This window comes from Mameliella sp. LZ-28, from assembly GCF_012274245.1.
GTDB lineage: Bacteria > Pseudomonadota > Alphaproteobacteria > Rhodobacterales > Rhodobacteraceae > Antarctobacter > Antarctobacter albus.
In genome coordinates, this window is record NZ_JAANYX010000003.1 from 115,496 (window position 1) to 141,487 (window position 25,992).

Genomic DNA, 25,992 nt, shown 5'->3' on the forward strand with positions numbered 1-25,992 from the left:
CCTGTCTGCTAGGGGCCGGTGGCGCGGCGAAAGGCATCGTCCCAGATGGCGAAGAGCGCCGCGCGCCGGTTACGGTCCATTGCCACCAGCAGGGCTGGCGACAGCGGAATGAACCGCCGTGCGCTGGGCGCCAGCCCATTTTCCGCGTCGTCGATGGGGCTGACCAGCCCGGCATCGGCGAGTTGTGCCTGCACGGGCGTGGACAGCAGGAAGTCCAGCAGTCGCTCGGCGGCCTCGGGCTGGCGGGCCTGCCGCGGGATCATGTAGGCGCGCGACAGGAGGAGGGTGTAATCCTCGGGCAGGATGAACCCGATCTCGCCGCTCTGATCGCCCAGAACGTAAGACCCCAGCACGTTGTAGGCCATGAGATACCGGCCCTCGGCGACCCCCCGGATGATCTCGGCGGAACAGCAGGTCGCCACCGCCTCGATCCGCGCGAACCCTTCGAGCAGAGAACCGAAACTGGTCGCCTCGAGGCTGTCGGCATAGGCAAAGAGAAACCCCAGCCCCGAGGCCCCGATGTCATAGGTGGCAATGCGCCCGCGAAAGAACTCTGGCCGCGTGCGCATGGCGTCAAGCAGGGCAAAACGCGTGCGCGGCACCTCGGCCCCCGAAATCGCCGCTTTGTTGTAGACGATGACCGCCGGTTCCGTGGTGATGCCCCACAGCTCGTTGCGCCAGCGGCGGGCCGGGGGCAGGGCGCTGGCCAGCGGTGACTGGACCTGCCGCGCGCAGGCGGCATTGACCAGCCAGACCATGTGTTGCACCGCCGAGGAAAAGACCGCATCGGCGGGCTCGCTTTCTTCACGACAACCCGCACGGCTGAGCGCGAAGAGATCGTTCGACCCCCATTGTTCATACACGATGGTCAGGTCAGGGTTCCGGTCAGCAAAGAGCTGGATCACCGGGCGCAGGATGGCGATATCGGTGGTCGAGCGCAGCAGCAGCCGGGTCTCGCCAGACCCGAATTCTGCCCTGTCCTCCATCTCTTGCGCCGCAGCCCCCGTGACGAGAAATGCAAGCGCCATAAGCCAGGGAAGAAGTGTCCTGAGGACGATCATTCATCTGCCTCCCCAGGCGCCGCGGGCAGCACCAGTGACGCGCGAAAGCCCTTGTCGTCGCGGGCCATCTCGACCGAACCGCCAAAGGCTGCGGCGACAGAGGTCACGATGGACAGGCCCAACCCCGTGCTGGCCTCGCCAGAGGCGCGGTCGCGGTTGAACCTGTCGCCCAGCCGTTGTGCAATTTCCGGACCGGGGCCAGGCCCGCTGTCCCGCACCCAGATCGCGGCGCTCTTGCCGGATTGGTCTGCGCCAATGGTCACCGGGGCCTTGCCATGACGCAGGGCGTTGGCCAGCAGGTTCTTGGCGGCCTCGCCCAGCGAAAAGGCATCGGCCAGGACCATGACCGGCGCATCGCTGATGTCCAGCCGCACCTCGGCGCCGGGGGCCAGGGCCTGGTGCTCGTCCCGCTCGATGATCTCCAGCGCGATCTCGCGCAGGTCGACGGGGCGGCGGGGGGCGCTGTCGGTGCGGTGGATGACCATTGCGCGGGACAAGAGCTGATCCAGCAGCTTGCTCAACGACCGGCTGCGTGCCAGCAGCCGGCCCAGCGCCCTGTCTGCTCCCTCGTTCCCAGTCTCGGCCTGCGCCGCCTCGGCCTGGACGCGGATCGCGGCGACCGGGGTGCGCAACTGGTGGGCGGTGTCCGAGATCAGGTTGCGCATCGCGTCGACCTGCCGGTCGAGCCGCCCCATGAAACGGTTCATCGCCCCCAGCATGACCTGTAATTCGCGGGGCAGGCGGTCGACGGGGATCGGCGTCAGGTCGTTCGGGTCGCGCAGCGCCAGATCGACCGAGATCGCCTCGAGCGGGCGCAGGGCAGAGCGGATCACGAACCAGGACATGACCAGCAACACAACGCCGGCCACGCCCATCGGCCAGAGCGCATCCCGCACCAGCCGCGCCGTCATGTCCTGCCGCGCGCGCAGGGTCTGGCCCACGATGACCTCGACCGATCCCGAATATTCCCGCTCGGCAAAGCGCCGCGTGACCTGGATAAACCGCGCCGGTTCCCCCTGCAGGGGCGCATCGAAATAGCCCGGTGCTATGCCGGCCCGATCCGGGGCCGCAATGGCCGAGGTCTCGTCCAGCCCGGTGATGAAGGTGCCGTCGGGGCCGCGCACGGCATAATAGATGCGGTCCTCGGGGGCCTGCGCCAGCAGTTCAAAGGCAGAGACGGGGAGATCGACAAAAGGTGCGCCGTTCTGGATGCGGATCGATTCCGCGATGTCGCTGGCGGCGCCCAGCAGGATGCGGTCATAGGACTGGCGCGCGGCCTGTCTGCCGTTCCACCAGGTCGAGACCGTCACCAGCAATCCGCCCAGCAGCAGGATCAGCAGCACCGCGCCCAGCACGCGGGCGACCAGGCTGCGCTGGATGCGTGCCTCAGCCATCCAGCCCGATCCGGTAGCCGACACCGCGCTGGGTCGCGATGCTGACGGGGCTGTCGGCGAATTTCTTGCGCAGCCGCGCGATATACAGCTCGATCGCGTTCACGCCGACGTCGGCATCGTCGAACCCGTAGAGGGAATCGTAGAGCCGGGCCTTGGACAGGTACTGCCCCTGGTGCCGGATCAGCGCGTCCAGCAGGGCCGCCTCGCGCCGGGTCAGGTCCAGGCGTTTTCCCTCCAGCGTGGCGCTGCGGTCGTTGGGCGCGTAGACCAGCGGGCCCAGCGTGATCTGCTGGGACTTGCGGTCCGCTTCGCGCCGGACCAGCGCGCGCAGTCGGGCCTCCAGCTCGCGCTGATCGAAGGGTTTGCTGAGGTAGTCATCGGCGCCCGCGTCCAGCGCCGTCACCCGGTCGTCCACATCTGCCAGCGCGGTCAGCATCAGGACCGGAGTGCGGTTGCCGCCTTGCCGGATGTCGCGCAGGTAGCCGAGGCCGGAGCCGTCAGGCAGGTTGATGTCCACGATCAGCGCGTCGTAATCCTGTACTGCGCGATAGTCGCGGGCGGCCTCGATCGTGGGGGCCAGGTCGCAGACCATGCCGGACCGGGCCAGTTGCCGGATCACGCCCTCGGCCAGATCCTCGGCGTCTTCGATCATGAGCACGCGCATCGCCGCGGCCTCCCTCTCATGTCATTCTGTCCTATGGCTGACAGGTTCATGACAGGATCATTGGTTACACATCCACAACCCGCGGAAAAGGGCGCAGAGTCGTTCATGGCGCGGGGACCGGACCGGATGCAGAGGAGTGCGTCCGGCCAGAGTGTTGGAGGACCACATGAAATTTTCCGCAACCCGTGGCGCACTGGCCGCCTTTGTCCTGTCGTTTTCCGCCGTCGCGGCGCAGGCGCAGGAAAACCCCGAATGCATCGCCCCGGCCAACCCGGGCGGCGGCTGGGACTTTACCTGCCGCCAGGTCGGCAAGTCGATGCAGGACCTTGGCCTGATCGACAAGACCATGCAGGTCGTCAACCTCGCCGGTGGCGGCGGTGGCGTGGCCTTTGCAGAAGTGGTGAACAAGCGCAACGACGAGGATGACCTGATCGTGGCGGCCTCGACAGCGACCGCGACCCGCCTCGCGCAAGGCGCCTACCCGGGCAACACCATGGACCAGGTGCGCTGGCTGGCCACCATCGGCGCGGACTACGGCGTGATCGCCGTTTCCGCCGATAGCGAAGTCGACAGCCTGCCGGCGCTGCTGGACCAGATCAAGGCGGACCCGACCTCGGTTTCCGTGGCTGGTGGCTCGGCCGTGGGTGGCTGGGACCACCTGAAGGTCCTGATCGCAGCCAATGCCTATGGCATCAGCGACGTGCGTTCGGTCAAGTACATCGCCTTTGACGGCGGCGGCGAGGCCGTGACCCAGCTGCTGGCCGGTTCGGTTCAGGCCTTCACCGGGGACATCTCCGAAGCCAAGGGCTTTGTCGACAGCGGTGACATCAAGGTGATCGCGGTCCTGTCGCCCGAGCGTCTGCCCGGCGAATTCGCCGACTTCCCGACCGCGCGCGAGCAGGGCATCGACGCCATCGGCGCCAACTGGCGCGGCTTCTACGCCCCCGGCGACATGAGTGACGAGGCCTATGACGCATGGGTGTCCAAGATCGCCGATCTCTACGCTTCGGACGCGTGGAAAGACGTGATGGCCGCAAACGGCCTGGCCCCGCTGGACCTGCAGGGCGCCGAGTTCCAGAGCTTCGTGGCCGACTCGGTTGCGCAGATCCAGGCGATTTCCAGGGAAATCGGCATCATCAAGTAAGCGCCCGCCGCTTGCCTGATGCAGGGCGCCGCGCGGATGTGCGGCGCCCGACCTTCTACCTGACACCCGGAAAAGGAGACCGCCATGAGCGATCGTATTTTCGGGGTCGTCGGCATTCTCCTCGCCATCGGCTATGTCTTTGCCGCGCTTGCGATCGAGGAAAGCTTTCTCTCGGATGCCGTCGGCCCAAAGGCCTTCCCCCTGATCATTGCCGCCATCCTGGGCCTGTCCAGCCTGGTGATCGTGCTGCGCCCGGATGCCGAGCCGCACTGGCCCGCGCTTGGCCGCCTGGTCGAGGTCTTTGCCTCGGTCGTGGTGCTGATCCTCTATGCCGAGATGCTGCCCGTCGCGGGCTTTGTCGTGGCCACCGCCTTTGCCGCCGCCTACCTGGCATGGCGCCTGGGGTCCGCACCGCTTGAGGCAGTGCTTGTCGGTGTCGGCACCTCTGTCGGCATCTACGTCATCTTTCACCTTGTTCTGGGTCTGTCGCTGGCGCGCGGGCCGTGGGGGTTCTGAAAAATGGAGATGTTTGGAAATCTCGCCGATGGCTTTGCCATCGCGCTGACCTGGCAGAACCTGCTGCTGGCGCTGCTGGGCTGCTTTCTGGGCACGATCATGGGCGCGCTGCCGGGCCTTGGCCCGTCGAACGGCGTGGCCATCCTGATCCCGCTGGCCTTCACGATGGGGTTGGGCGCGACGCCTTCGCTGATCCTGCTGACCTCGGTCTACTACGGGGCGATGTACGGCGGGCGGATCTCGTCGATCCTGCTGAACATACCCGGCGATGAACCGGCGATGATGACCTGCCTCGACGGGCACCCGATGGCCAAGAAGGGCCTCGCGGGTGAGGCGCTGTCGCTGTCGGGCATCGCCTCTTTCGTCGGCGCCTTCTTTGCCACCTGGGGCCTGATCCTGCTGGCGCCGCAGCTGGTCAAGATCGCGCTGCTGTTCGGCCCGGCGGAATATTTTGCCCTCTTTGCGCTGGCCTTCATGACGCTGGGCGGCGTGTCCTCGACCAACCAGGCGAAATCGGCCTTTGCCGCCGCGCTGGGCCTGGGCCTGGCCACCATTGGTGTCGACACCCAGACCGGCGTGCCGCGCTTCACCTTTGGCGAGGTGCACCTCTATGACGGGCTCGATTTCCTCGTGGCCATCGTCGGTCTGTTTGCCTTGTCCGAGGTCTTTATCTTCCTTGAAAACCGTCACGGCGGTTCTGACGCCGAAGGCAAGAAGATCACCGTCGGCAAGCTCTATCCGCCGATGTCGATGATCAAGCAGACCACTCCCACCATGCTGCGCACTTCTTTCCTGGGCTTCCTCGCCGGGGTGCTGCCGGGGGCAGGGGCCTCGCTGGGGTCTTTCATCTCCTATTCGATGGAAAAGCGGCTGGTCGACAAGGAAGGCACCTTTGGCACTGGCGATCCGCGCGGCGTGGCCGCGCCGGAGGCAGGCAACAACGCTGCCGCCGGGGGCGCGCTGGTGCCGATGCTGGCGCTGGGCGTGCCGGGCTCGGGGACGACGGCGGTTCTGCTGGCGGTTCTACTGGCACTGAACATCACGCCGGGGCCGCTGCTGTTCACCCAGAACCCGGACGTGGTCTGGGGTCTGATCGCGGCGCTGTTCATCGCCAACTTCATGCTCTTGGCGATGAACATCCCGATGGTGGGCCTGTTCACCCGCGTGTTGATGATCCCCAGCCGCATCCTGATGCCCATCGTGGCGATGGTCAGCTTTGTCGGGATCTACGGCATTTCGGGCTCGACCTTCGACCTTCTGGTGATGATCGGCTTTGGTGTCATGGGCTGGGTGCTGCGCAAGCTGGACGTGCCGCTGGTGCCGATCATCCTCGGGACACTTCTGGGCAACGCGATGGAAAACAACCTGCGCCGGGCGGTGACCATCGACAACGGCGACTGGTGGACCCTGGTCGACAGCCCGCTGTCCATCGGCCTCTGGGCCATCGCGATCATCGGCTTTGTCCTGCCGTTGATCATTGGCGCCCGGGTCAAGGCCAAGATGCACGCACGCCGCGACGAGGAAGGCTCGATCAGCGACTGATCCTTGCGCTTCCTGAGACTGGAGACCGCCCGGGATTGTTCCGGGCGGTTTTTCTTTGCCTAGTTTCCCAAGAGGCGCGAAATCCGGGCCGCCGTGTCCTCCAGCGCGCGTCTGACCTCTGCGGGTACGGCCTGCCGACCCTCTGTCGCACTGGTGGCATTGATCGCGGCGACGGTCTTGCCCGACATGTCGCGCAGGGGGGCCGCGACCGATGTGATCCCCGCCTCGAAACTGCCGACCTGGGTCACCGTTTCGCTGCTGCGGTCGGCCCGCCACTGGGCCAGCAGTTCGGTCATGCCGGGCGCGGTGTTCCGGGTCGTGCGCTGTGCGTTTGCGTCGCGGTACAGCGCGATCAGCGTTTCCTCGTCCAGGTCCGCCAGCAGAACCCGCCCCATCGTTGTATTGGCGGCGGGCAGGCGGCTGCCGACATGGACGATGCTGCCAAGACCCAGCCTGCTGGGCACCCGCAACATGTACAGAACCAGCGTCCCGTCCCGCACCCCCAGGTGCGTGGACCAGTCGGTTTCGTCGCGCAGACGTTCCAGCTCGGGCAGCGCGATCTCAACCAGTTCGCGCGTGGCAAGATAGCCAAAGCCAAGCCGCATCACCGCAGGGCCAAGCGCATAGGTCTTTCGCGCCTCGTCGTGCAACAGGTATCCCATCTGCGCCAGCGTGTAGACGGACCGGAAGGCGGCGGACCGGCTTTGCCCGATCTCGCGCGCGAGATCGGACAGGGACATTTCCCGGCGTTCGGGAGTGAAGGCAGTCAGCACCTGAAGGCCCCGTATGAGGCCGGGAACAAGATAGCGATCCTCGGCGGGATCAAGGTTGGTTCGAGGCAAGCGCGTTTTGTCCATGAAACGGCGTATAGGATGTAAAACGCGGTTTTGCTACCCGTATCGCATCGAATTTGAAGCGCGACACGACAAGAGGAAACACCCGATGAACATCAAGACCGATGCGGTTTCGACCCTGGCCGCCGAGCTGTCCGCCCATACCGGCCGTTTCACCGACAAGCAGTTCGACTGGAACGCCTTCCCGTCCAACGCCGGTTTCCCCGACCTGGCCCGCGCGCAGATGCGCTATATCGGCTCTGGCGGCTCGCCCAAGGTCGGTGACACCAGCACGATGAAGCCGGACAATTTCACCCTGTCGCTGATCTACAAGGAACACGGTAAATACGCCGCCTGCCACAGCCACGAGATCGAAGAGAGCTTTCTGATCATCGACGGTGCGCTGATCGTCGGCTGGGAGCGTGACGGCGAAGTGGTCGAGGTCAACCTTGGCCCCAAGGACATGATCCTGAACGCGCGTGAGGTCGGCCACGGCTTTCGCGTCGATGGCCCCGAGCCGGTGCTGATGTCGATCTCGGTCGACGTGGGCAAGCCGCTGCCGCCGAAATACCACTACCACCCCAAGGAGCACGCCCCCGAACTGGCGCGCAGCTTTGGCGCCGAGCCGGGCAAGACCATGCCGTTCGACCCGAACGGCACGCATGAACTGCAGCAATTGATGGGCAAATTCGTCATCCGTCACGCAGAGGCGCCGACGATCTGGGAAGAGGCCGGGTTCACCCGCAAGGTCTATGTGGGCGAGGGCGGCATCGCCAACGACACCTGCCGCAAGGAAATGTGGGGCGTGCCCAGCCGCACCGGCGTGCAGGCCTTCACCCGTCCGGTCGAGGACGCGATGATGGTGATCGAGGGCTCGCTGACCGTGGGTTGGGAAGAAAACGGTGAAACCGTCGAGGTGGAACTGGGGCCGCGCGACCTGGTCAAGACGCCGGCAGGCCGCAAGCACTGGTTCCGCAACAACTCGGCCGGTCATGCGACCGTCTGGACGGTGATCGGAACCTCGTCGGACGACGGCGTGGCCTACAAGGCGGCCTGAGCAGCCCGTCACTCCCTGTTTGGACTTCGGGGCGCCTTCGGGTGCCCCGCTTTTCGTCTTTCAGAGTGCTGGCCAAGGGCTGAGTGCGACTGGTGGCCCTGAGTGGACAACTCCTCAATGACGGGTTGGAGCCCAGGTTGGACGTTCCAACACCGCCCAAAGAGCTACGTCGATCTTTGAAAGTGATCCCTGTTTTTGAGAACGAACTTGAGAACACGAACGTCTAGTGCAAAGAACCAGTTCTCAGGGTCGTCTTTGCGGCCTCCGTCGTACAGCGAATCTTCAATTTTTTCTGAGGCATCCTCGTCAAAATGATTGAAAGCAGCTTCGAAGCTGTCCCAGAACTGATCGAGTTCATTGCCGGTCGCAGTTGGATTCGACTCAGCATAAGACCGGATGACCTTTAGAAATGGTTCCGCCGTGGTCTTGTACGCTGTCGAAAGTTCGGGCTTGGCCCATTCATCAAGAAGAACGGCCGCATCTAGTATCAACCCGGGGCAATTGGCAAGAAAACCCTCGACTCCGCCGTTGGTGATTTGCCCGGTAAGACACACTGTCGTGTAAAGAAGCCATTGACCGTAGGATATTTGCCCTGCGGCGACTTGTGCCTTCAAACCCATCAAGGGGAAGCTCTGATTAAGCTCCCGAATGCGTTTTTCAATCTCGGGCGGAAAGAAGTCTTCGAAGCAGTCGTAGAGTTGATAACTCGGTGGCTCGGTTTCGTTCAGCTTTAGTGCAACGTCCCGGTCTATCAGTAATGGACTCAAAGTGATCTCCCGAAGAAAAAAAGGGTCCAGGCGAATGAACTCCGTGCTGTTATAGAGGTCGCACCCGTACTGGCGTCAATGTTGTTCGCGTCCGCGCCGTGCGCTCTTCCGCCATTCGCGATGCGACAACTGCGTCCACGTCGGCTCGATAGTCGTAGCTGAAGACTGCTCTCCGTCAGGCTATTTGCCAAGATTGTCGCAACAGGGGCGCTGACATCAGCACCCCTGTTGATTTCGCGTCGCGCCGCCCGTCACACGGGCGCCGGTTCGCCCAGCGGTGCCGTCCAGGCGTGATAGCCATAGACCCAGTCGGCGTTCCCGCCTTCCTTGAGCCATTCGTTCGCCAGCGAGCCGCGCTGGATCGCCGCCGTGCGGTCGCGGCGGGCGTCCTCGTAGGCCTTCAGCGCCTCGGGCACAGTCTCCGGACCGTCGCAGAGTGCACGGGCCAGAACGACCGCGTCTTCGATCGCCATGCAGGCGCCCTGGGCCATGAACGGCACCATCGGGTGCGCCGCGTCGCCCAGAAGGGCGGCATGGTCCTGTGACCAGCGCGGCATCGGTTCGCGGACGTGCAGGGCCGAGCGCGTGACCTCTGTGCAGGCCTCCAGCAGGGTGCGGGCCTCGGGGTGGAAATCGGCGTAGGCGGCGCGCAGCTCCGCGATGTCGCCGGGCAGGGTCCAGCCTTCCTCGCTCCAGTCCGTTTGCGGCGTGGTGGCAAAGACAAATATCTCTTCGCCGCCGGTCAGCGGGAAGGTGACGATCTGGCGGTCCGAATCCGGCCCCCACCACTTGGTGAAACTGTCGAGGTTGGGCAACTCGGCCACCGCCGCGCGCGGAACAACCGCGCGCCAGGACACCAGCCCGGTAAAGCGCGGCGCATCGGGGCCGAACATCGCCGTGCGCAGGGCGGAATGGATGCCGTCACCACCGATCAACACGTCCGCCGCGTGGCGGCTTCCGTCCTTCAGCAGCAGTGTGGCGCCTTGCTCCCCTTGTTCCAGCCCGGCGACCGCCGCGCCAAAGCGGATGGTGCCGGGTGCGAGGGCATCCTGCAGGGCGTTCAGCAGGTCCGCGCGGTGGATGGTCAGCTGCGGGGCACCGTATTTCTCCTCGGCCGCCGCGCTCATCGGCAGGCGCGAGGTCTCGCGGCCATCGTCCCACATCCGGCTGATGCGGTATTCCGGGCGGGCCGCGGTTTCGCGCAGCCGGTCACCGATTCCCGTCCCCAGTCCGTCCAGCGCATGAACGGCATTCGGCGTCAGGTTCACGTCGGCGCCGATTCGTCCAAAGGCCGAAGTCTGTTCGTAGATCGCGACCTGGTGGCCGTGTGACTGCAGCGCGATGGCCGCCGCCATCCCGCCTACACCCCCGCCGGCAATAGCAATTTTCAAGGCATTCATAAGGTGTCTCCCTCTCCGCAAGTGTTCATAAAATAACATCTTGTTCAGATATAATCAGTGTCGGATCTGCGGGCATCTGTCAATGCGGGTGCCTTTGGCTGGCGCGATCCGCGGAAATTCGTTGACAGAACGCAGGGCGGTCAGGCAGTCTATATTTGAACATCATGTTAAAATATGAACACATCGCAAAGACGCGACGCGATAAAGCAAGCCACGATGGATAAGGGAGACCGGCACATGAGTGGACATGACGCATTCAAGGACAGGCTCACGGAGCGCGCACAGGACACCAGCCGCCCGGCACTGGCGAACCAGTGCCGCGGGCGCGACCTGGAACCGGCGGAAATGGCCCTGGCCGAGGCCCTGATGAAAATCTACGGCACCGGCGAGCACGACTTTGCCAAGGTCGCCGCCGCGCTGGCGGATCAGGGCGTGACCGCGCCCAAGTCGGGCCGCACCGACTGGACGGAGGCGCTGCTGGGCGACGAGCTGAAGGCGATCAACGCCGACCTGGACGCAGCATACGAGGCTCAGGGTTATGGCGCTTGAGTTCCGTTCCGTCACCAAGCGCTTCCCGACCAATTCCGGCGAGGAACTGACCGCCGTCAAGGACGTGAACTTTCGCGTCGAAGAGGGCGAATTCGTCTCGGCGGTCGGCCCCTCGGGCTGCGGGAAGTCCACGATCCTGTCGATGACAGCAGGCCTTTACCAGCCCACCGAGGGCCAGGTGCTGGTCAGCGACGAGCCGGTCACGGGCCCCAATACCCATGTCGGGTTCATGCTGCAGAAGGACCTGCTGCTGCCCTGGCGCAACATCATCTCGAACATCGAATTCGGGCTGGAATCGCGCGGCGTCGGCAAGGAAGCCCGCCGCGAACGCGCCATGCAGGAGCTCAAGCACTGCCACCTCGAAGGGTTCGACCAGCAGTATCCCTATCAACTGTCAGGGGGCATGCGGCAGCGCGCGGCACTGGCCCGCACCCTCGCCATCGACCCCGAGATCATCCTGCTGGACGAGCCGTTCTCGGCGCTGGACGCGCAGACCAAGCTGCTGCTGCAGAACTCCTTTGCCAAGACCATCGCCGAGGCGGGCAAGACCACGCTGCTGATCACCCATGACCTGGCAGAGGCCGTTTTGATGTCCGACCGCATCCTGGTCCTCAGCGAACGTCCCGGCACGGTGATCGCGGACATCAAGGTGGACCTGCCACACCGCGACGAACCGATCAAGCGGCGCACGCTGCCCGAAGTGGCCGACTATGCCGCGCAGCTCTTCAAACTACTGAAGCTCGAAGAAAAAGCAGCCTGACTGCAGGGAGTCAAAAGACATGAAACACACGTTCATCAACACGATCGCCGCCGCTGCAATGGCCGTTTCGGCCTCTTTCGCAAGCGCGGCAGAGCAGGTGACCTACCTGTTCCCGGCGCCGGATTTCCTGCCGGCCTTCGCGCCGTTCCAACTTGCCAAGGGCAAGGGGTACTTCGAAGAGGCCGGCCTTGACGTGACCTTTCGCGTCGGCAAGGGCGGCGCGGATGTGGCGACGCAGGTTGCTCTGGGCAATGCCGACCTTGGCGGCGGCATCGGCGACACCTCGATCATCGTGCGGGCCAATGGTCTGGACATCCGCGGCGTGGCCCTGCTGGGCGGCCGTGGCCTGACCCAGCTGGCATGGCGCGCCGACAGCGGCATCGAAAGCCCGGCGGATCTCAAGGGCAAGTCGGTCGGCGTGCTCTCGTTCCAGGACACCACCTATTACAACCTGCTGGGCGTGCTCGCCTCCGTCGGGCTGACCAAGAATGACGTCGACATCCAGGCCGTTGGCCCGGGTGGCATCATCCAGCTGTCCATTGCCGGCAACCTCGATGCATTCTCCGGTGTGCCGGAGTGGATCGCCGCCGTCGAGGGCGCGGGTGTCGAGATGAAGCAGATGCCGGTCGACGCCGTCTTCCCGGCGATGGCGCAGGCCATTATCGCCTCTGACAAGACCATCGCGGAACGCCCCGAGATCGTCAGCGGTTTCGTGAATGCGGTCCTGAAGGGCATCCGCGACATCCAGGACGATCCCGAGCAGGCCGCCAAGGACTACGTCAGCTTTGTTCCGCAGCACAGCGGCAAGGAAAAGATGGTCGAGGGCGTGATGCGCGCCTACGCCTCGCTGATCTATCCCGAAGGCGAAAACCAGCCCCTGGGCACCTTCGATCCCGAGCGGATCAAGGCCGTCCAGACCTTCTACGTCGATCGCGGCATCGTGCGCACCGCTGTGCCGATCGAAGACCTCTACACCAATGAATTCGTGAAATGACCGACGCAACGCAAATCCAGGCCGGGGCGAAGGCCCCGGCCCAAGGGACCCGCCCGACCAAACACAAATCTGCAACCGGGAGACCAAGCATGGCGCAGCGTCACATGACAACGATCGTCAGCCTGACATTGCTGGCCCTCGTGCTGCTGGCCTGGGAATTCCTGCCGCCGGCGCTGGATGTCCCGCGCTTCATCATCCCCACGCTGAGCGACTGCCTGGCCGAATTCCAGCGCATGTGGGCCTTCGAGGGGCTCTGGGCACATATCCTGTCGACCGCGCTCTACACGGCACTGGGCTTTGCCATCGGCAGCCTGCTGGGCGCGGTGCTGGGCTACCTGCTGGGCATGTCCGCCTTCTGGGAAAAGGTCCTGTCGCCCTACATCCTGGCGCTGCAGATCGCACCCAAGGTCGCCTTTGCGCCCCTCTTCATCATGTGGTTCGGCTACAACTCGATGCCCAAGCTGCTGGTGACGGTGCTGATCGTGTTCTTTCCGGTCCTCGTCAACGTGCTGCAGGCCATGCGCACCGTCGACCGCGACCTGATCAACCTGGCCCGTGCCTACAATCTGTCGCGCTTCGGCATCTTCTGGAAGATCGAGATGCCCTCGACCGTGCCGAACCTGATGGCCGGCCTGCGCATCGCCTCCACACTGGCCGTGATCGGCGTGACGGTGGGCGAACTGGTGGGCGGCAACACCGGCCTCGGGTTCCTGATTTCCTACGGTGGCGGACAGGCGAATGCCGCGATGGTCTTCAACGCCATCATCCTGCTGACCGTGATCGGCTTCGTGCTCTACTCGGCCCTCGTGCGCATCGAAGAGCGTGTTCTCCATTACCTGCCCAAGGCCCACGGCTGAGCGGCGGACGCATTCCCAAGGGAGTATGACAATGACTGCCATCGACAAGAAAGCCCTGATCGAAAAGCGCGTGAACGAAGGTCTGCGCGGCCAGTGGTACCCGGTCTGCAAATCGGTCGAGGTGAAGGCCTCGCGCCCCTACGGCACCAAGCTGCTGGGTGACAAGATCGTGCTGTGGCGCGACGGTTCGGGCAAGCTGCGCTGCATCGAGGACTTCTGCCCCCATCGCGGCGCGCCGCTGTCTTACGGCGAGGTCCACGAGGGCCATGTCGCCTGCCGCTATCACGGCGTGGTCGTGGACGGCGACGGCGTGGTGGTCCAGGTGCCCGCGATGCCCGAATGCGCGCTGGAAGGCCGCAAGGCGGTCAAGTCCTTCCAGGTGACAGAGGCCAACGACGCGGTCTTTGTCTATGTCCCCTCCATCGACCGGCCGGAGGCGCCGGAGTTGGTGATGCCCGACGTCATGAGCGACGACGCCTGGGCCGGGTTCCTCTGCACCTCGGTCTGGGAGTCGAACTATCGCTACGCGCTCGACAACCTCGCCGATCCGATGCACGGCTGCTACCTGCACGCCGAGAGCTTTACCCTTGCCTACGGGTCCAAGCAGGACCTGATGAAGCTGGACAAGACCGACAACGGCTTCCGGATCGAGCGCGTCGGCCAGACCGGCGAGAATTTCGACTGGACCGAGTTCGAGGTCTACCCGGGCGACATGTTCTGCTTTCTCGAAATCCCCTATCCGCCGGCGGCGGGGCCGGGGGGCGTGTTCCGCATCATCGGCTTTGTCACCCCGATGGACGAGACCACAACCAAGGTCTTTTTCTGGCGGATGCGCCAGGTCGAGGGGATGGCGCGCGAAAGCTGGCGCTTCCTCTACCGTGCCAAGATGGAAAAGACCCATTGGGACGTGCTGGAACAGGACCGCGTGATGCTGGAAGGCATGCCCGACGACGCCCGCAAGCGCGAGATGCTGTATCAGCATGACCTGGGCGTCAGCCGTATCCGCCAGATCCTGACCCGTGCCGCCAAGGCGCAGGTCGAGGCGGAGTTGAAGCAGGACAGCGTGGCGGCAGAGTGATGATGCTGCAAGGACGTCTTATCCTGCTGACCGGCGCGGCGCGGGGGCTGGGGGCGGAAATCGCCCGCTGCCTCGCGGGCCACGGTGCGGAACTGATCCTGGCGGACATCGCCGAGGACGAGGGCCGCGCCACCGCCAAGGAGGTCGGCGCGCAGTTCCTGCCCGTCGACCTGGGCGATCCCGCGTCGATCACCGCGCTGGCGGGGTCCGTCGGCAAGGCCACGGGAGGCAAGCTGCACGGGCTGGTCAACAACGGTGCCATTGCCACCGGCATCGGCGGCATCGGCTTCGAGGAAATCGAGATCGACAGCTGGGACCTGGTGCAACGCGTGAACGTGCGCGGCACCTGGCTGATGACCCGCGCCGCCGCGCCGATGCTGCGCGCATCCGGCTCGGGCCGGGTGGTCAACGTGGCCTCGGACACTGCGCTCTGGGGGGCGCCCAATCTCATGTCCTATGTCGCCAGCAAGGGGGCAGTCATGTCGATGACCCGCTCGCTGGCCCGCGAACTGGGCAAGGACCGGGTGGGTGTCAGCGCCGTTGCGCCGGGCATCCTGACCACCGAGTCGACCGATTACGTCCCGGAGGCACGCCACCGCCAGTACTCCGACGGCCGCGCCGTCCCCGGGCCGCAGGCGCCGGGAGAGATCACCGATGTCGTGGCCTTTCTGCTGAGCGAAGGGGCACTGACGCTCACCGGGCAGGTTTTGCCCGTCAACAACGGGTTCGTGTTCAAATGACCGGCTGGGAAACGAAAACCGCCGCCGGGATCGAGTATCTCGAGCGCGCGGGCGAGGGCGAGGCGCTGGTTCTGCTGCATGGCATCGGATCGCAGGCGGCTTCCTTTACCCCGCTCCTGGATCATATCGATGCGACGCGCCGGGTGATCGCCTGGAACGCGCCGGGCTATGGAGCCTCTGCGCCGCTTGGGATGGACTGGCCGCTGGCCAGCGACTACGCCCGCGCGCTGGAGGCTTTCTGCGACGCGCTGGGTCTGCGCCGGGTCATGCTGGCCGGGCACTCGCTGGGCACGCTGATGGGCGCGGCCTTTGCCGCGGCGCACCGCGACCGGGTCAGCCGCCTTGTCCTGGCCTCGCCCGCTTTGGGGCATGGCGTGCCGCGGGGTGGTGGCCTTAGTTCCGCCGCCCAGGCGCGGATCGACGACCTTCAGCGTCTTGGCGCCGCAAAGTTCGCCGCCCTGCGCGCCGCGCGGCTGGTGCATGACCCTGACGCGAACCCGGGCCATGTCGCCCTGGTGCAGGCGGCCATGTCGCAGGTCACGCTGCCCGGCTACGGGCAGGCCGCGCGGATGCTGGCCTCGGGCCGGCTGTTGGATGATGCCGAACGGCTGATGGTGCCGACCGACGTGATCGTCGGCGCCGGAGACGTGGTTACGCCCCCCGATGGCGCCCGCCGCGCCTTTGCCGCGCTGCATCGCGCCGCGCAGGGGCGCCTGACCATCGTGCCCGACGCGGGGCACGCGCTTTACCTGCAGGCCCCGGCGGCATTCGCCGCCGCGCTGGCCGCGCACACCGAGACAGCCGGTTGACCGGCGGAACGAAGGAGGAAACCCGATGAGCGAGACCCCGATCCGTACCGGCAGCCTGCGCGGCATCATGATGCGCGGCCCGGGCCTGGCGGAAACGCTGCCCTTCTACGAGGACATGTGGGGCCTGAAGCTGGCCCATAGCGACGACGGCACCGCGCTTTTGCGCGGCACCGGGACCGAGCCCTTTCTCTACGGGCTGACCGAGGGCGATGTCTTTGGCATCGAATACGTGCATTTCGCCATGCCCGACCGCACACAAACGGACGCGCTGCACGCGCAATGCGTGGCAAAAGGCGCGCAGGTACTGGGCGCCCCGGCAGAGTTCGACGACTGGGCCGGTGGCTATGGCTTCGAGGTCCTCGACCCGGACATGCGCCGCCTGCGGTTCCGCACCGAGGCCCGGCAACTGCCCGAGGAACCGGACTGGTCCAAGCCGAAGAAGGTCAGCCACGTGGTGCTGAACACGCCGGACATGGAAGGCGTGCAGGCCTGGTACGAGGATGTTCTGGGGTTCCGCACCTCGGATTACTCGGCCGACCAGATGGTTTTCCTGCGCTGTAACACCGACCACCACTCGATCGCCCTGGTCCGCGCGCATTATGCAAGCGTCAACCACGTCGCCTTTGAATTGCCGACGATCGACGAATTCATGCGTGCCATCGGCCGGATGAAGCAGAAGGGCCATGTGCCCACCTGGGGGCCGGGCCGTCACGGGCCGGGCAACAATCCCTTCGCCTATTTCGTCTCGCCCTCGGGCTTTGTGATCGAGTTCACCTCGGAACTGCAGCAGATCGACGAGACCACGCATGAGGCGCAGGTCTGGCCGCGCGACAATCCCGAACTGATGGACCGCTGGATGACCGCCGGCCCGCCAACACCGGCGCAACGCGCGGTGATGCAGGGGCGGCCCGATCCGGGCTGGCCGGAACTGGCACAACGCAACCGGGGGGCAGCGGAATGAATTTCGGATACGAAGGATCGGTGGCGGTCGTCACCGGCGGATCCTCGGGCATCGGCCTTGCCACTGTGCGGGTCCTGTTGGGATCGGGCGCCAGGGTCGCGCTTTGTGCGCGCAACGCTTCGCGGCTGGAGGACGTGGCCAGCGTGCTGCGCCGGGACTACGGCGAGGATCGCGTTCTGTCCCGAGCCTTCTCTGTGCTGGACGCGGATGAGGTGAACGGCTTTGCCGACGAGGTGAAGCAGACCTTTGGCCGCTGCGACCTGCTGGTGAACAACGCGGGCCAGGGGCGTCTGTCGACCTTCGCCGAAACCAGCGACCAGGACTGGCGCGACGAATACGAGTTGAAGATCTTCAGCCAGGTGCTGCCGGTCCGGGCTTTCCTGCCGATGTTGCGTGAGGCGCAAGGCGCGATCGTCGCGGTCAACTCGCTGCTGGCCTACCAGCCGGAACCGCACATGGTCTGCACCTCTTCGGCCCGCGCGGGGGTTCAGAACATGCTGAAATCGCTCAGCGTCGAATTGGCCCCCGACGTGCGCGTCAATTCGGTCCTCATGGGGCTGATCGAATCCGGCCAATGGACCCGCCGCTTTGCCGCGCGAGAGGACCAGAGCGTCAGCCGCGCCGATTGGTACGGCGCGCTGGCCGAAAAGAAAGGCATTCCGATGGGCCGCCTCGGCGACCCCGAAGAGGCCGCCAACGCGATTGCCTTCCTCGGCTCGCGCGCGGCCAGTTACATCACCGGCGCCCAGCTTGACGTTTCGGGCGGCCTGGCACGGCACATCTAGGGAGATGGGTATGAAACACGAAGCCATTCAGCAGACCGAGACGGTCGGCGATTTTATTGCCCGCTACCTCGCAGATGTGGGGGTCACGACGATGTTCGGCGTGATCTCGATCCACAACATGCCGATCCTCGACGCGGTGGCGCGGCAGGGTCGTATCCGGTTCGTCCCGGCACGGGGCGAGGCGGGCGCGATGAACATGGCCGATGCCTATGCACGGGTGTCTGGTGGCATGGGCGTCTGCCTGACGTCCACCGGGACCGCGGCGGGCAATGCCGCCGGCGCGCAGGCCGAGGCGCTGACCGCCGGCAGCCGTGTCCTGCACATCACCAGCCAGGTCGACCTGGCCTATGCCGACCGTGACCGCGCGGCGATCCACGACGTGCCGCGCCAGCCAGAGATGCTGCGCGGGGTGTCCAAGGCGGTGTTCCGCATGTGGGACGCGAATGGCGCCATCGGCGCGCTGACCGCGGCTGTTTCGGCGGTGCTTTCGGCGCCCAGCGGTCCGGTGTCGCTGGAGATCCCGGTGGACGTGCAGCGCAGCCTTGCGGCGCCGCAGGGAACGCAATTTGCGCCGGTGCCGGTCGTGCCCCGCGTGTGCGACGCGGTGATCGAGGAAATCGCCAACCACCTGAAGCAGGCCAAGCGTCCGCTGATCTGGTTGGGTGGCGGCGCGCGCGGCGCCGTGGCAGAGGCGACGGAACTGATGCGGCGCGGTGTCGGTGTCGTCTCCTCGACCAACGGGCGCGGCGTGGTCTCCGAGGAAGAGCCGGGCACGCTGGGCGCCTTCAACATGGGGCCGGAAGCGGTCGACCTCTACCAGAGCAGTGACCTGATGATCGTCATCGGGTCGCGCCTGCGCGGCAACGAGACCCGCAACAATGAGATGCCGCTGCCCAAGCCGCTGATCCAGATCGACGCGGATGCCTCGCAGGGCGGGCGCAACTACGCGGTGGACCTGTTCGCCCACGGCGACGCGGCGGACACGCTGGCGCGCGTGCTGGAGCTTTTGCCCGCGAAACTCGACACCGACCCGAACCTTGGCTTCGATATTGCCAAGGCGCGGGCCAAGGCCGAAGGCGCCCTGCGCGACCGGCTTGGCCACTATTCCTCCGTGGCCGACACGCTCAGCGCCAAGGTGGTCGAGGGCGGCCACGCCTGGGTGCGTGACGTGACGATTTCCAACTCGACCTTCGGCAACCGGTATGTCCGGCTCAGCGAGCCGACCCAGGGCGTGCATGCGCTGGGTGGGGGCATCGGTCAGGGGGTCTCGATGGGGATCGGCGCGGCGCTGGCCTGTGGTGAAGGCCGCAAGGCGATCACCCTGCTGGGCGATGGCGGTACGATGCTGGGCCTGGCCGAGGCGATCACCGCCGTCGATGAGAACGCCCCGCTGGTCTATGTCCTGATGAACGACCAGGCCTATGGCGTGATCCAGAACATCCAGGATGCGCAATACGACAGCCGCCGGCACTATTCGGCGATCCGCGTGCCTGAGTTCGGGACCTTCTGCGCCTCCATCGGCCTGCCGCATCGCAAGGTCAGCGCGCTTGACGCCTTCGAGGCGGCGCTGGACGACGCGCTGGCCGCCGAAGGTCCGCAGCTGATCGAGGTGGACATGATCGCCATCGGTCCCTTTGCCGAAGCCTTTGCAGGCCCGCCCGCCGGTGCCGCGCAGAAAGAGGACTGACGACATGCGTCTGGGACTGATCGGCTTTGGCAACATCGGCGCCACGCTGCTGGACCTGATGCAGAAGGCCGGGCTTGCCCCGGCACACCTGGCGGTTCTGGTGCGTCCGGGCCGCGAGGGCAGCGTGCCCGAGACCGCCGGGGCCGTGGTAGTGACCAGTGCCGAAGCGCTGCTGGCCGAAACGCCCGATCTGATCGTGGAATGCGCGGGCCATGCGGCGGTATCCGAACACGGGCCTGTGGTGCTGCGCGCGGGGGTAGACATGGTGCAGGTTTCTGTCGGCGCCATGTCGGATCCGGCGCTGGAGGCCCAGTTGCGCGCAGCCGCCAAGGAGGGCGGGGCGCGGATTGTGCTGCCCGCAGGCGCGGTCGGCGGCCTGGACCTGTTGTCGGCGCTCTCGGCAACAGGCGAACTGCAAGTCACCTATCGCGGGATCAAGCCGCCCAAGGCCTGGGCGGGGACGCCTGCCGGGGAAACGCTTGACCTCGATACCCTGACCACGCGCGAGGTCTTTTTCCGTGGATCGGCGCGGGATGCCGCGCGCGCCTTCCCGAAGAATGCCAATGTCGCGGCGGCGCTGGCCCTGGCCGGGGCCGGTTTCGAGGAGACGCAGGTCGAATTGATCGCGGACCCAGAGGCGCCCGGCAACGTGCATTCCTACGACGTGCGCTCGCCTGTGGCGAACTACACGATGGAAATCGAGAACCTGCCCTCGGCAGGCAACGTGAAAACCAGCGTTTCGACGGTCTACTCGGTCCTGCGAGAGATCCGGAACCGCATGAACCCAGTGGTGATCTGATGAACATGATGGACACGACACTGCCGGACGGGCGGCTTTACCTTGGCGGCACCTGGCGCGAGGGGCAGGGGGCCGAGATCACATCGGTCTTTCCGGCGGACGGTACGGTGAACCGCGTGCTGCGCGGTGCCTCGACCGCCGATGGCGAAGAGGCGATTGCCCTGGCCAAGGCGGCGCAGCCCGCCTGGGGCGCGCTGAAACCCTTTGAGCGGGCGCGGGTCCTGTACCGCATCGCCGACGGGATCGAGGCGAACACCGGACGGATTTCGCGCATCCAATCCCGCGACACCGGCAAGACGCTGACCGAAACAGCCGCGCTGGCTGCCTCGGCGGCGGGGACCTTCCGCTATTTCGCCGCCGTGGCCGAGACGATGGACGACGATCTGACGGCGCGGCGCGGAACGGCGATGACCTTGTCGGTGCATGAGCCGCTGGGTGTCGTCGCCGCCATCACGCCGTGGAATTCGCCCATCGCCTCGGACGCGCAGAAGGTGGCGCCGGCACTGGCGACGGGCAATGCCGTGATCCTCAAACCCGCCTCCTGGTCGCCCCTGACGGCGCTGGAACTGGCGCGGATCGTGGATGAGGCCGGATTGCCCAAGGGCCTGTTTTCCGTCCTGCCCGGGTCGGGGCGCAAGATCGGCAACCTGCTGGTGGAACATCCCGACATCGCCAAGGTCAGCTTTACCGGCGGCACCTCGACGGGGCGGACCCTGGCGCGCAAGGCGGCGGAGAAACTGATGCCGGTCAGCCTGGAGCTTGGCGGCAAGTCGCCCACCATCGTCTTTGCAGATGCGGACATGGATATGGCGATTGCCGGGATCCTGTTCGGGATCTTCTCGTCCTCGGGGCAAAGCTGCATCGCCGGATCGCGCCTTTTCGTGGAGCGGTCGATCTATGACGGCTTTGTCGAACGGCTGGTCGCGGCGACCCGCGCGCTAAAGGTGGGCCACCCCTTCGAGGCGGGAACGCAGGTGGCGCCGCTGATCCACATGGACCACCGGGCCGAGGTGGCGGACCACGTTGCCCGTGCGCTGGACGAGGGGGCGGACCTGCTCTGCGGTGGTGCAGCGCCCGAAGGCGCAGACTATTCAGCGGGCAGCTATTACCTGCCCACCATCCTTGCCGGGGTCGACAACACGGCACGGATCTGCCGTGAAGAGGTCTTTGGACCGGTGCTGGTCGTCATGCCATTCGACGACGAGGCCGATGTCATCGCCTTGTCGAACGACAATGATTATGGACTGGCCTGCGGAATCTGGACGCGAGACTTTCCGCGTGCCTGGCGCATCGGCAGCGCAATCAAGGCCGGGACCGTCTGGCACAACACCTACAAGCAGTTCTCGATCTCGACACCCTTCGGCGGTGACGGGGACAGCGGCATCGGACGCGAAAAGGGCCGCCAGGGCCTGCGCGCCTACATGACGCAAAAGAGTTTCTACACCGATCTGAGCGGTGCGCCCCATCCCTGGGCCGGTGCCGCGCTGGAGGCGTCATGAGCGGCAAGATCGCAATCGTGGGCGCCGGGCCTTCGGGCTGCTACCTGGCGCAGGCGCTGCTGAAGAAGGCGCCTGACCTGCAGGTCGACCTGATCGACCAACTTCCGGTGCCGTACGGGCTGGTCCGCTATGGCGTCGCTGCGGATCACCAGGGCACCAAGGGGGTCGCGCGTCAGTTTGCGCGGGTCTTCGAACGCCAGGGGGCGCGATTCTTCGGCAACGTGGCGATCGGACGGGATGTGACGCTGGACGATCTCCGCGCGGCCTATGATGCCGTGGTGCTGGCGGCAGGTCTCTCGACGGACCGCAGGTTGGGTGTGCCCGGTGACGATTTGCCGGGTGTCTATGGCGCCGGTCGGCTGACCCGGGCGCTGTTCGAACATCCGGACGCCGAGGAGCTGCCCGACCTGGGTGCGCATCCGGTCATCGTCGGCAATGGTAACGTGGCCATCGACCTGCTGAGGCTGCTGGCCAAGGCGCCGGAGGAGCTGGACGGCTCCGACCTTGGCGACGGGCCGAGCCGCTGGCTGGCCCAAAGCGGTATCGAGACGATCACCATCACCGGGCGGTCGCCTGCGGCGCGGGCCAAGTTCGACGCCGTCATGGTCAAGGAGCTGGCCAAGCTTTCGGATGTGCGGATCGAGGTGGTCGGCGCCGGTGACAGCGACGACCCGGTCGAACTGAAGACACTGGAGGCGCTGACGGCGATCCACGGACATGGGGGTGGGGCCAAGCGGATCATCTTTCGCTTTGGCCTGACGCCGAAGGCGGTGGAAGGCGAAGGGCAGGTGCAGGCGGTACGGTTCGACACGGAAAGTGGCGAAGAGGTCATCCCCTGCACATCCGTCCTGACCGCCATCGGTTTCGAGGCGGCGCCGGGCCTTCCGCGCGATGCGCTGGTCGCCGAGGCCGCCGATGCCGAAGCAGGGCGCCTGGCGCCCGGACTTTTCGCGGCGGGATGGTTCCGGCGCGGTCCGCGCGGCACGATCCCCGAGAACCGTACCGACGCGCAGGCGCTAGCATCGGTCATCCTTGATGACCTCTCGGCCGATCCGGCGCGTATGGGCGGCCAGGTGTTCGACGGATTGGACAATATCGTCGATTACTCTGGCTGGAGCCGCATCGACGCCGCCGAAACAGAGGCCGCGCCTGAGGGGCGCTGCCGCACCAAACTCGCCACCCGGGAGACAATGCTCGGGGTTGCAGGAGCAAGGGAGACGACGAAATGAAGATCACCATCCTTTACGGCACCGAAACTGGCAACGCAGAAATGCTGGCCGAGGACATCCAGTCCGAGATCGAGGGAGACCACGAGGTCGAAATCTCCAACCTCGAGGATTTCGCGCCTGCGGATTTCGACGCGGACTGCTTTTACCTGCTGGTCTGTTCGACCTATGGCGATGGTGACCTTCCTGCCTCGGCCCAGCCCTTTGCGGATGCGATGGCGGCGGAAAAGCCGGACCTGGCGGCGATCCATTTCGCGATTTTCGGCCTGGGCGACAGCGAATACGACGAGACCTTCAACCACGGCCCCAAGAAACTGGCGGAACTGATGATTGCGCACGGCGCCCACCAGGTGGGTGAACGCGTGGCGCATGATGCCTCCGGCAGCGACATGGCCGAAGACCTGGCCTTTCCCTGGGCCCAAGCTGTCATCGCCGAGGTATCGGAAAAGCTGGGCGAGGCAGCCTGATGACCCCCGCGGAACTGCGCGAAAGGCTCGTCGCTCCCTGGCGGCACGGTGAACACGCCGACCTGCGCGGGGTGACCTGCGAGGGGCGGCTGGACCTGTCTGGCTGCGAGGTCGCGGGCTTCGACCTTTCCGGAGCCAGGTTCCCCGAAGGCATCGACGCCCGGGGCGCACGCTTCCTGGGGCTCAGCTGGTTGCGGGATGTGCGGTTTGGCGGGCGTGTGGATTTCGGCGGCGCGGTCTTCCTGAATGACGCCCGTTTCGAAGGTGCCCGGTTTGACGGTGCCGCCCGTTTCTCGGGGATCGAGTTTAGAGGCATCGGTCGCTTCGATGGCGCGCGCTTTGAGGCAGAGGCCGATTTCTCGGGCGCGGTGGGCTATGGCAACTGCTCGCTGGCGCAGGTGTCCATGCAGGGGCCGACCAGCTTTCGCGACAGCGAATGGCTGGGCGGTCTGTGGTGCCAGGATGCCGCGCTGCCAGCCGATGCCGACCTGGCCGAAACCCAGGTGCACGGGCGCCTTTGGCTGCGCGGGGCACGGCAGGGGAACGGCGCCCTGAAACCGGCTGCCTTCGGGATGTCCTTCGGCTATACCTATCTCTGAAAAGGCGCGCGCGTTACCGGCGCGCGCCTAGATCTGCTCCGAGGCCCAGCCGCGATAGCCAAGCGCCTCGGAAATCTCTCGTGCCGCGGATTTCAGGTCTGCCTCGATCTGGCCGGCCTGCGGGCTGTCCGGCGCAAAGGCACTGACGTGACCGGTCACGTTGATGGCCGCGATGGCGCGCCCCTGGTGGTCATAAACGGCCACGGCCGCCGATCCGATTTCGCGTTCGAAGTTCGCGACACTCCACGACATGCCACGCGCCCGGTCCTCGGCCAGCTGGTTCTCGAGTTCCTCGAGGCTGGTGCGGGTCTTGTTCGTGTAGGCCTCCAGCGGATGGGCACTGTAGAGTGTCCGCAGATCAGCCGACGACAGTTCGGCCAACAGGATGCGCCCGATCGTCGTGGCATGGGCGGGCAGATGAGTGCCCTCGCGCACGGTGCTGGCAAGGTGCGAATTCGGGGTCTCGCGCGCGAGGTAGATGATCTCATGCCCTTCGCGTATCCCCAGGTGTGCAGAGAGGCTGAGCCGGTCGACCAGCTTGGCCAGGATCGGCCGGGCCGTGGGGATCAGCCCGCGTTCGTTCAGCGCCTCTGTCGCAAGGGCGATCAAGCCGGTCCCGAGACGATAGCCGCCGTCATCCGGCAAGGTCTCGATGATGCGCTCGGCTTCGAGCGTGGCCAGAAGACGGATCAGCGTCGTGCGGTTGATGCCGATGTCCTTGGCCGTCTTGCTCATGTTGCGGCAACGATTGCCGGCCGCGATATGGCGCAGAACCGCAAGGGCCCGCACAACGGGCGGAACAGAGTAGTCAGGATGGGGCTTGGCGTCGATGTCGTCCGGCATGAAATCGTCCCTGGCACGGTTGTCCATATTTGAACGCGTAGCGCAAAATATGAGCAGATGTCGACCGGGGAATTGGTCGGAGATCGTCTTGTCCGGCCAGCGGACCGGCCCCATCGGGCCTTGTTCGAGCGCACCGGTCGCTCTGTTGGACAGGTCACACCTGGGCAGAGGGCGGGTGAAGGGAGGAAACCGGGGTGGGCATGTCTCCCTGATCGGAGCCAGCCCCCCTTGCCGGGCCGGATTCGTCCCGGAGCGATACGGGGTTCGGTCTGGAAAGGTGGGGGAGGGCGCCCTTTCGGAGGCATGGCTGCTCAATTGAGCCATTTAAGTGATTGTCTTCAATAGGTTTTGTAGGATTTCCCGAAAAAATCCGAATTTCTCCAAAAAACTGCTTGCGGGTTTTGATGTGTAACCGTAAAAGCCCCTTCACCGGCGGCGCTGAGGCGCTGATCGGGAGGCCGGACGGGACGGCGGGGCGATGCTCCGGGGACTGCGAGGCAACAATCTGAGGCAATGACGGGCGGGCGCGCCGAGCAAGTTAGGGCGCACCGGTTCGGTTTTTGTCTCTACGCTATTTGACATTGATGGTATCTGAAGAGATATGCGGGCGGCTCTGGTTCATTTCGATGGATCAAGCTTCTGTATATCGCGCTTCTAGGGCTTCGGTCCGATGATGAAGTGTCAGCTTCACTGTTTGTATGGACTTCGTTCCCTTGGAACGATGTACATCAAACAGATGACTCTTTGTTTGGGCTCTTCCTTAGCCGGGTGAGCCATACCGGTCGAGCTATGCGGCATACGTGCTCAAGTAGCGAAGCGGTAGCACAAACAAAGGATGTGCAGAGGTTCGAACGTCAAGGATAGACTGGCAACGGTCTTTCAACTTGAGAGTTTGATCCTGGCTCAGAACGAACGCTGGCGGCAGGCCTAACACATGCAAGTCGTGCGCGCCTTCGGGTGA

Annotated in this window: 26 protein-coding genes and 1 rRNA gene; 20 read left to right on the forward strand and 7 right to left on the reverse strand. The window is 65.4% G+C overall.

The window, feature by feature from the left end; translation table 11 throughout:
• Nucleotides 1–8: 8 nt before the first annotated feature.
• From G9Q80_RS02505 to G9Q80_RS02515, 3 genes are read right to left on the reverse strand one after another with little or no spacing between them, the layout of a single operon-like run.
• Entirely contained in the window at nucleotides 9–1,061 is a 1,053-nt protein-coding gene (locus tag G9Q80_RS02505; RefSeq protein WP_088716408.1) for an ABC transporter substrate-binding protein, read from the reverse strand.
• Nucleotides 1,058–2,455 carry a sensor histidine kinase gene (locus tag G9Q80_RS02510; RefSeq protein ID WP_088716407.1) on the reverse strand — a complete coding sequence of 466 codons (1,398 nt, stop codon included), beginning with the start codon at nucleotides 2,453–2,455 and terminating at the stop codon, nucleotides 1,058–1,060. The genes G9Q80_RS02505 and G9Q80_RS02510 overlap by 4 nt, the downstream gene beginning before the upstream one ends.
• A complete protein-coding gene (locus G9Q80_RS02515) occupies nucleotides 2,448–3,119 on the reverse strand; it encodes a response regulator transcription factor (RefSeq protein ID WP_088716406.1) in 672 nt (223 codons plus the stop codon). Before G9Q80_RS02515 ends, G9Q80_RS02510 begins: the two co-directional genes overlap by 8 nt.
• Nucleotides 3,120–3,285: 166 nt before the next feature.
• Here G9Q80_RS02515 and G9Q80_RS02520 point away from each other — a divergent pair, with 166 nt between their 5' ends.
• The 3 genes from G9Q80_RS02520 to G9Q80_RS02530 all read left to right on the forward strand — a co-directional run bounded on the left by G9Q80_RS02520 (nucleotide 3,286) and on the right by G9Q80_RS02530 (nucleotide 6,321).
• Entirely contained in the window at nucleotides 3,286–4,263 is a 978-nt protein-coding gene (locus tag G9Q80_RS02520) for a Bug family tripartite tricarboxylate transporter substrate binding protein (RefSeq protein WP_088716405.1), read from the forward strand.
• A gap of 84 nt (nucleotides 4,264–4,347) precedes the next feature.
• Nucleotides 4,348–4,779: a tripartite tricarboxylate transporter TctB family protein gene (locus G9Q80_RS02525; RefSeq protein WP_074623034.1), complete on the forward strand. Its 432-nt coding sequence runs from the start codon at nucleotides 4,348–4,350 to the stop codon at nucleotides 4,777–4,779.
• A gap of 3 nt (nucleotides 4,780–4,782) precedes the next feature.
• The gene (locus G9Q80_RS02530) at nucleotides 4,783–6,321 is read left to right on the forward strand and encodes a tripartite tricarboxylate transporter permease (protein ID WP_069208664.1); all 1,539 of its coding nucleotides are present in this window, start codon (nucleotides 4,783–4,785) and stop codon (nucleotides 6,319–6,321) included.
• Between the two features lie 59 nt (nucleotides 6,322–6,380).
• Here the strand turns inward: G9Q80_RS02530 and G9Q80_RS02535 are convergent, their stop codons facing one another.
• Entirely contained in the window at nucleotides 6,381–7,178 is a 798-nt protein-coding gene (locus tag G9Q80_RS02535; RefSeq protein WP_088716404.1) for an IclR family transcriptional regulator, read from the reverse strand.
• Nucleotides 7,179–7,263: 85 nt separating this feature from the next.
• Here G9Q80_RS02535 and G9Q80_RS02540 point away from each other — a divergent pair, with 85 nt between their 5' ends.
• On the forward strand, nucleotides 7,264–8,211 hold the full coding sequence (locus tag G9Q80_RS02540; protein WP_069208665.1) for a cupin domain-containing protein: 948 nt from the start codon (nucleotides 7,264–7,266) through the stop codon (nucleotides 8,209–8,211).
• Between the two features lie 164 nt (nucleotides 8,212–8,375).
• On the opposite strand, the gene G9Q80_RS02545 is transcribed toward G9Q80_RS02540, so the two are convergent.
• Both G9Q80_RS02545 and G9Q80_RS02550 read right to left on the reverse strand, forming a co-directional pair.
• Nucleotides 8,376–8,978 carry a DMP19 family protein gene (locus tag G9Q80_RS02545; protein WP_088716403.1) on the reverse strand — a complete coding sequence of 201 codons (603 nt, stop codon included), beginning with the start codon at nucleotides 8,976–8,978 and terminating at the stop codon, nucleotides 8,376–8,378.
• Between the two features lie 251 nt (nucleotides 8,979–9,229).
• Nucleotides 9,230–10,417 (reverse strand): FAD-dependent monooxygenase, encoded by a 1,188-nt coding sequence (locus tag G9Q80_RS02550; RefSeq protein ID WP_349237761.1) that lies wholly within the window; start codon nucleotides 10,415–10,417, stop codon nucleotides 9,230–9,232.
• 198 nt (nucleotides 10,418–10,615) lie between these two features.
• On the opposite strand from G9Q80_RS02550, the gene G9Q80_RS02555 reads away from it, so the two are divergent.
• The 15 genes from G9Q80_RS02555 to G9Q80_RS02625 all read left to right on the forward strand — a co-directional run bounded on the left by G9Q80_RS02555 (nucleotide 10,616) and on the right by G9Q80_RS02625 (nucleotide 24,188).
• Complete coding sequence (locus G9Q80_RS02555; RefSeq protein WP_088716401.1) at nucleotides 10,616–10,927, forward strand: recombinase-like helix-turn-helix domain-containing protein; 312 nt, start codon at nucleotides 10,616–10,618, stop codon at nucleotides 10,925–10,927.
• The gene (locus tag G9Q80_RS02560; protein WP_088716400.1) at nucleotides 10,917–11,687 is read left to right on the forward strand and encodes an ABC transporter ATP-binding protein; all 771 of its coding nucleotides are present in this window, start codon (nucleotides 10,917–10,919) and stop codon (nucleotides 11,685–11,687) included. Before G9Q80_RS02555 ends, G9Q80_RS02560 begins: the two co-directional genes overlap by 11 nt.
• A gap of 19 nt (nucleotides 11,688–11,706) precedes the next feature.
• A complete protein-coding gene (locus G9Q80_RS02565) occupies nucleotides 11,707–12,681 on the forward strand; it encodes an ABC transporter substrate-binding protein (protein ID WP_088716399.1) in 975 nt (324 codons plus the stop codon).
• Nucleotides 12,682–12,770: 89 nt separating this feature from the next.
• Complete coding sequence (locus G9Q80_RS02570) at nucleotides 12,771–13,538, forward strand: ABC transporter permease (protein WP_198544072.1); 768 nt, start codon at nucleotides 12,771–12,773, stop codon at nucleotides 13,536–13,538.
• A 31-nt stretch (nucleotides 13,539–13,569) separates the two neighbouring features.
• Nucleotides 13,570–14,616, forward strand: a complete 1,047-nt coding sequence (locus G9Q80_RS02575) for a Rieske 2Fe-2S domain-containing protein (protein ID WP_069211056.1) — start codon at nucleotides 13,570–13,572, stop codon at nucleotides 14,614–14,616.
• Complete coding sequence (locus G9Q80_RS02580) at nucleotides 14,616–15,356, forward strand: SDR family oxidoreductase (protein WP_198550024.1); 741 nt, start codon at nucleotides 14,616–14,618, stop codon at nucleotides 15,354–15,356. The genes G9Q80_RS02575 and G9Q80_RS02580 overlap by 1 nt, the downstream gene beginning before the upstream one ends.
• The gene (locus G9Q80_RS02585; RefSeq protein WP_088716398.1) at nucleotides 15,353–16,165 is read left to right on the forward strand and encodes an alpha/beta fold hydrolase; all 813 of its coding nucleotides are present in this window, start codon (nucleotides 15,353–15,355) and stop codon (nucleotides 16,163–16,165) included. The genes G9Q80_RS02580 and G9Q80_RS02585 overlap by 4 nt, the downstream gene beginning before the upstream one ends.
• 25 nt (nucleotides 16,166–16,190) lie before the next feature.
• On the forward strand, nucleotides 16,191–17,126 hold the full coding sequence (locus G9Q80_RS02590; RefSeq protein WP_088670779.1) for a VOC family protein: 936 nt from the start codon (nucleotides 16,191–16,193) through the stop codon (nucleotides 17,124–17,126).
• Nucleotides 17,123–17,911, forward strand: a complete 789-nt coding sequence (locus G9Q80_RS02595; RefSeq protein WP_088716397.1) for an SDR family oxidoreductase — start codon at nucleotides 17,123–17,125, stop codon at nucleotides 17,909–17,911. The genes G9Q80_RS02590 and G9Q80_RS02595 overlap by 4 nt, the downstream gene beginning before the upstream one ends.
• A 10-nt stretch (nucleotides 17,912–17,921) precedes the next feature.
• The gene (locus G9Q80_RS02600; protein ID WP_088716396.1) at nucleotides 17,922–19,598 is read left to right on the forward strand and encodes a thiamine pyrophosphate-binding protein; all 1,677 of its coding nucleotides are present in this window, start codon (nucleotides 17,922–17,924) and stop codon (nucleotides 19,596–19,598) included.
• 4 nt (nucleotides 19,599–19,602) lie between these two features.
• The gene (locus tag G9Q80_RS02605) at nucleotides 19,603–20,397 is read left to right on the forward strand and encodes an aspartate dehydrogenase (RefSeq protein ID WP_088716395.1); all 795 of its coding nucleotides are present in this window, start codon (nucleotides 19,603–19,605) and stop codon (nucleotides 20,395–20,397) included.
• Nucleotides 20,398–20,402: 5 nt separating this feature from the next.
• Complete coding sequence (locus G9Q80_RS02610) at nucleotides 20,403–21,896, forward strand: aldehyde dehydrogenase (RefSeq protein WP_246870449.1); 1,494 nt, start codon at nucleotides 20,403–20,405, stop codon at nucleotides 21,894–21,896.
• Nucleotides 21,893–23,125 carry an FAD-dependent oxidoreductase gene (locus G9Q80_RS02615; RefSeq protein WP_088716393.1) on the forward strand — a complete coding sequence of 411 codons (1,233 nt, stop codon included), beginning with the start codon at nucleotides 21,893–21,895 and terminating at the stop codon, nucleotides 23,123–23,125. The genes G9Q80_RS02610 and G9Q80_RS02615 overlap by 4 nt, the downstream gene beginning before the upstream one ends.
• Entirely contained in the window at nucleotides 23,122–23,589 is a 468-nt protein-coding gene (locus tag G9Q80_RS02620) for a flavodoxin domain-containing protein (protein WP_088716392.1), read from the forward strand. The genes G9Q80_RS02615 and G9Q80_RS02620 overlap by 4 nt, the downstream gene beginning before the upstream one ends.
• Nucleotides 23,589–24,188: a pentapeptide repeat-containing protein gene (locus G9Q80_RS02625; RefSeq protein WP_088716391.1), complete on the forward strand. Its 600-nt coding sequence runs from the start codon at nucleotides 23,589–23,591 to the stop codon at nucleotides 24,186–24,188. The genes G9Q80_RS02620 and G9Q80_RS02625 overlap by 1 nt, the downstream gene beginning before the upstream one ends.
• 27 nt (nucleotides 24,189–24,215) lie before the next feature.
• Here G9Q80_RS02625 and G9Q80_RS02630 read toward each other — a convergent pair whose 3' ends face one another.
• A complete protein-coding gene (locus tag G9Q80_RS02630; RefSeq protein WP_043147185.1) occupies nucleotides 24,216–25,031 on the reverse strand; it encodes an IclR family transcriptional regulator in 816 nt (271 codons plus the stop codon).
• A gap of 880 nt (nucleotides 25,032–25,911) precedes the next feature.
• On the opposite strand from G9Q80_RS02630, the gene G9Q80_RS02635 reads away from it, so the two are divergent.
• Nucleotides 25,912–25,992 (forward strand): 16S ribosomal RNA (locus G9Q80_RS02635); the annotation flags it as partial.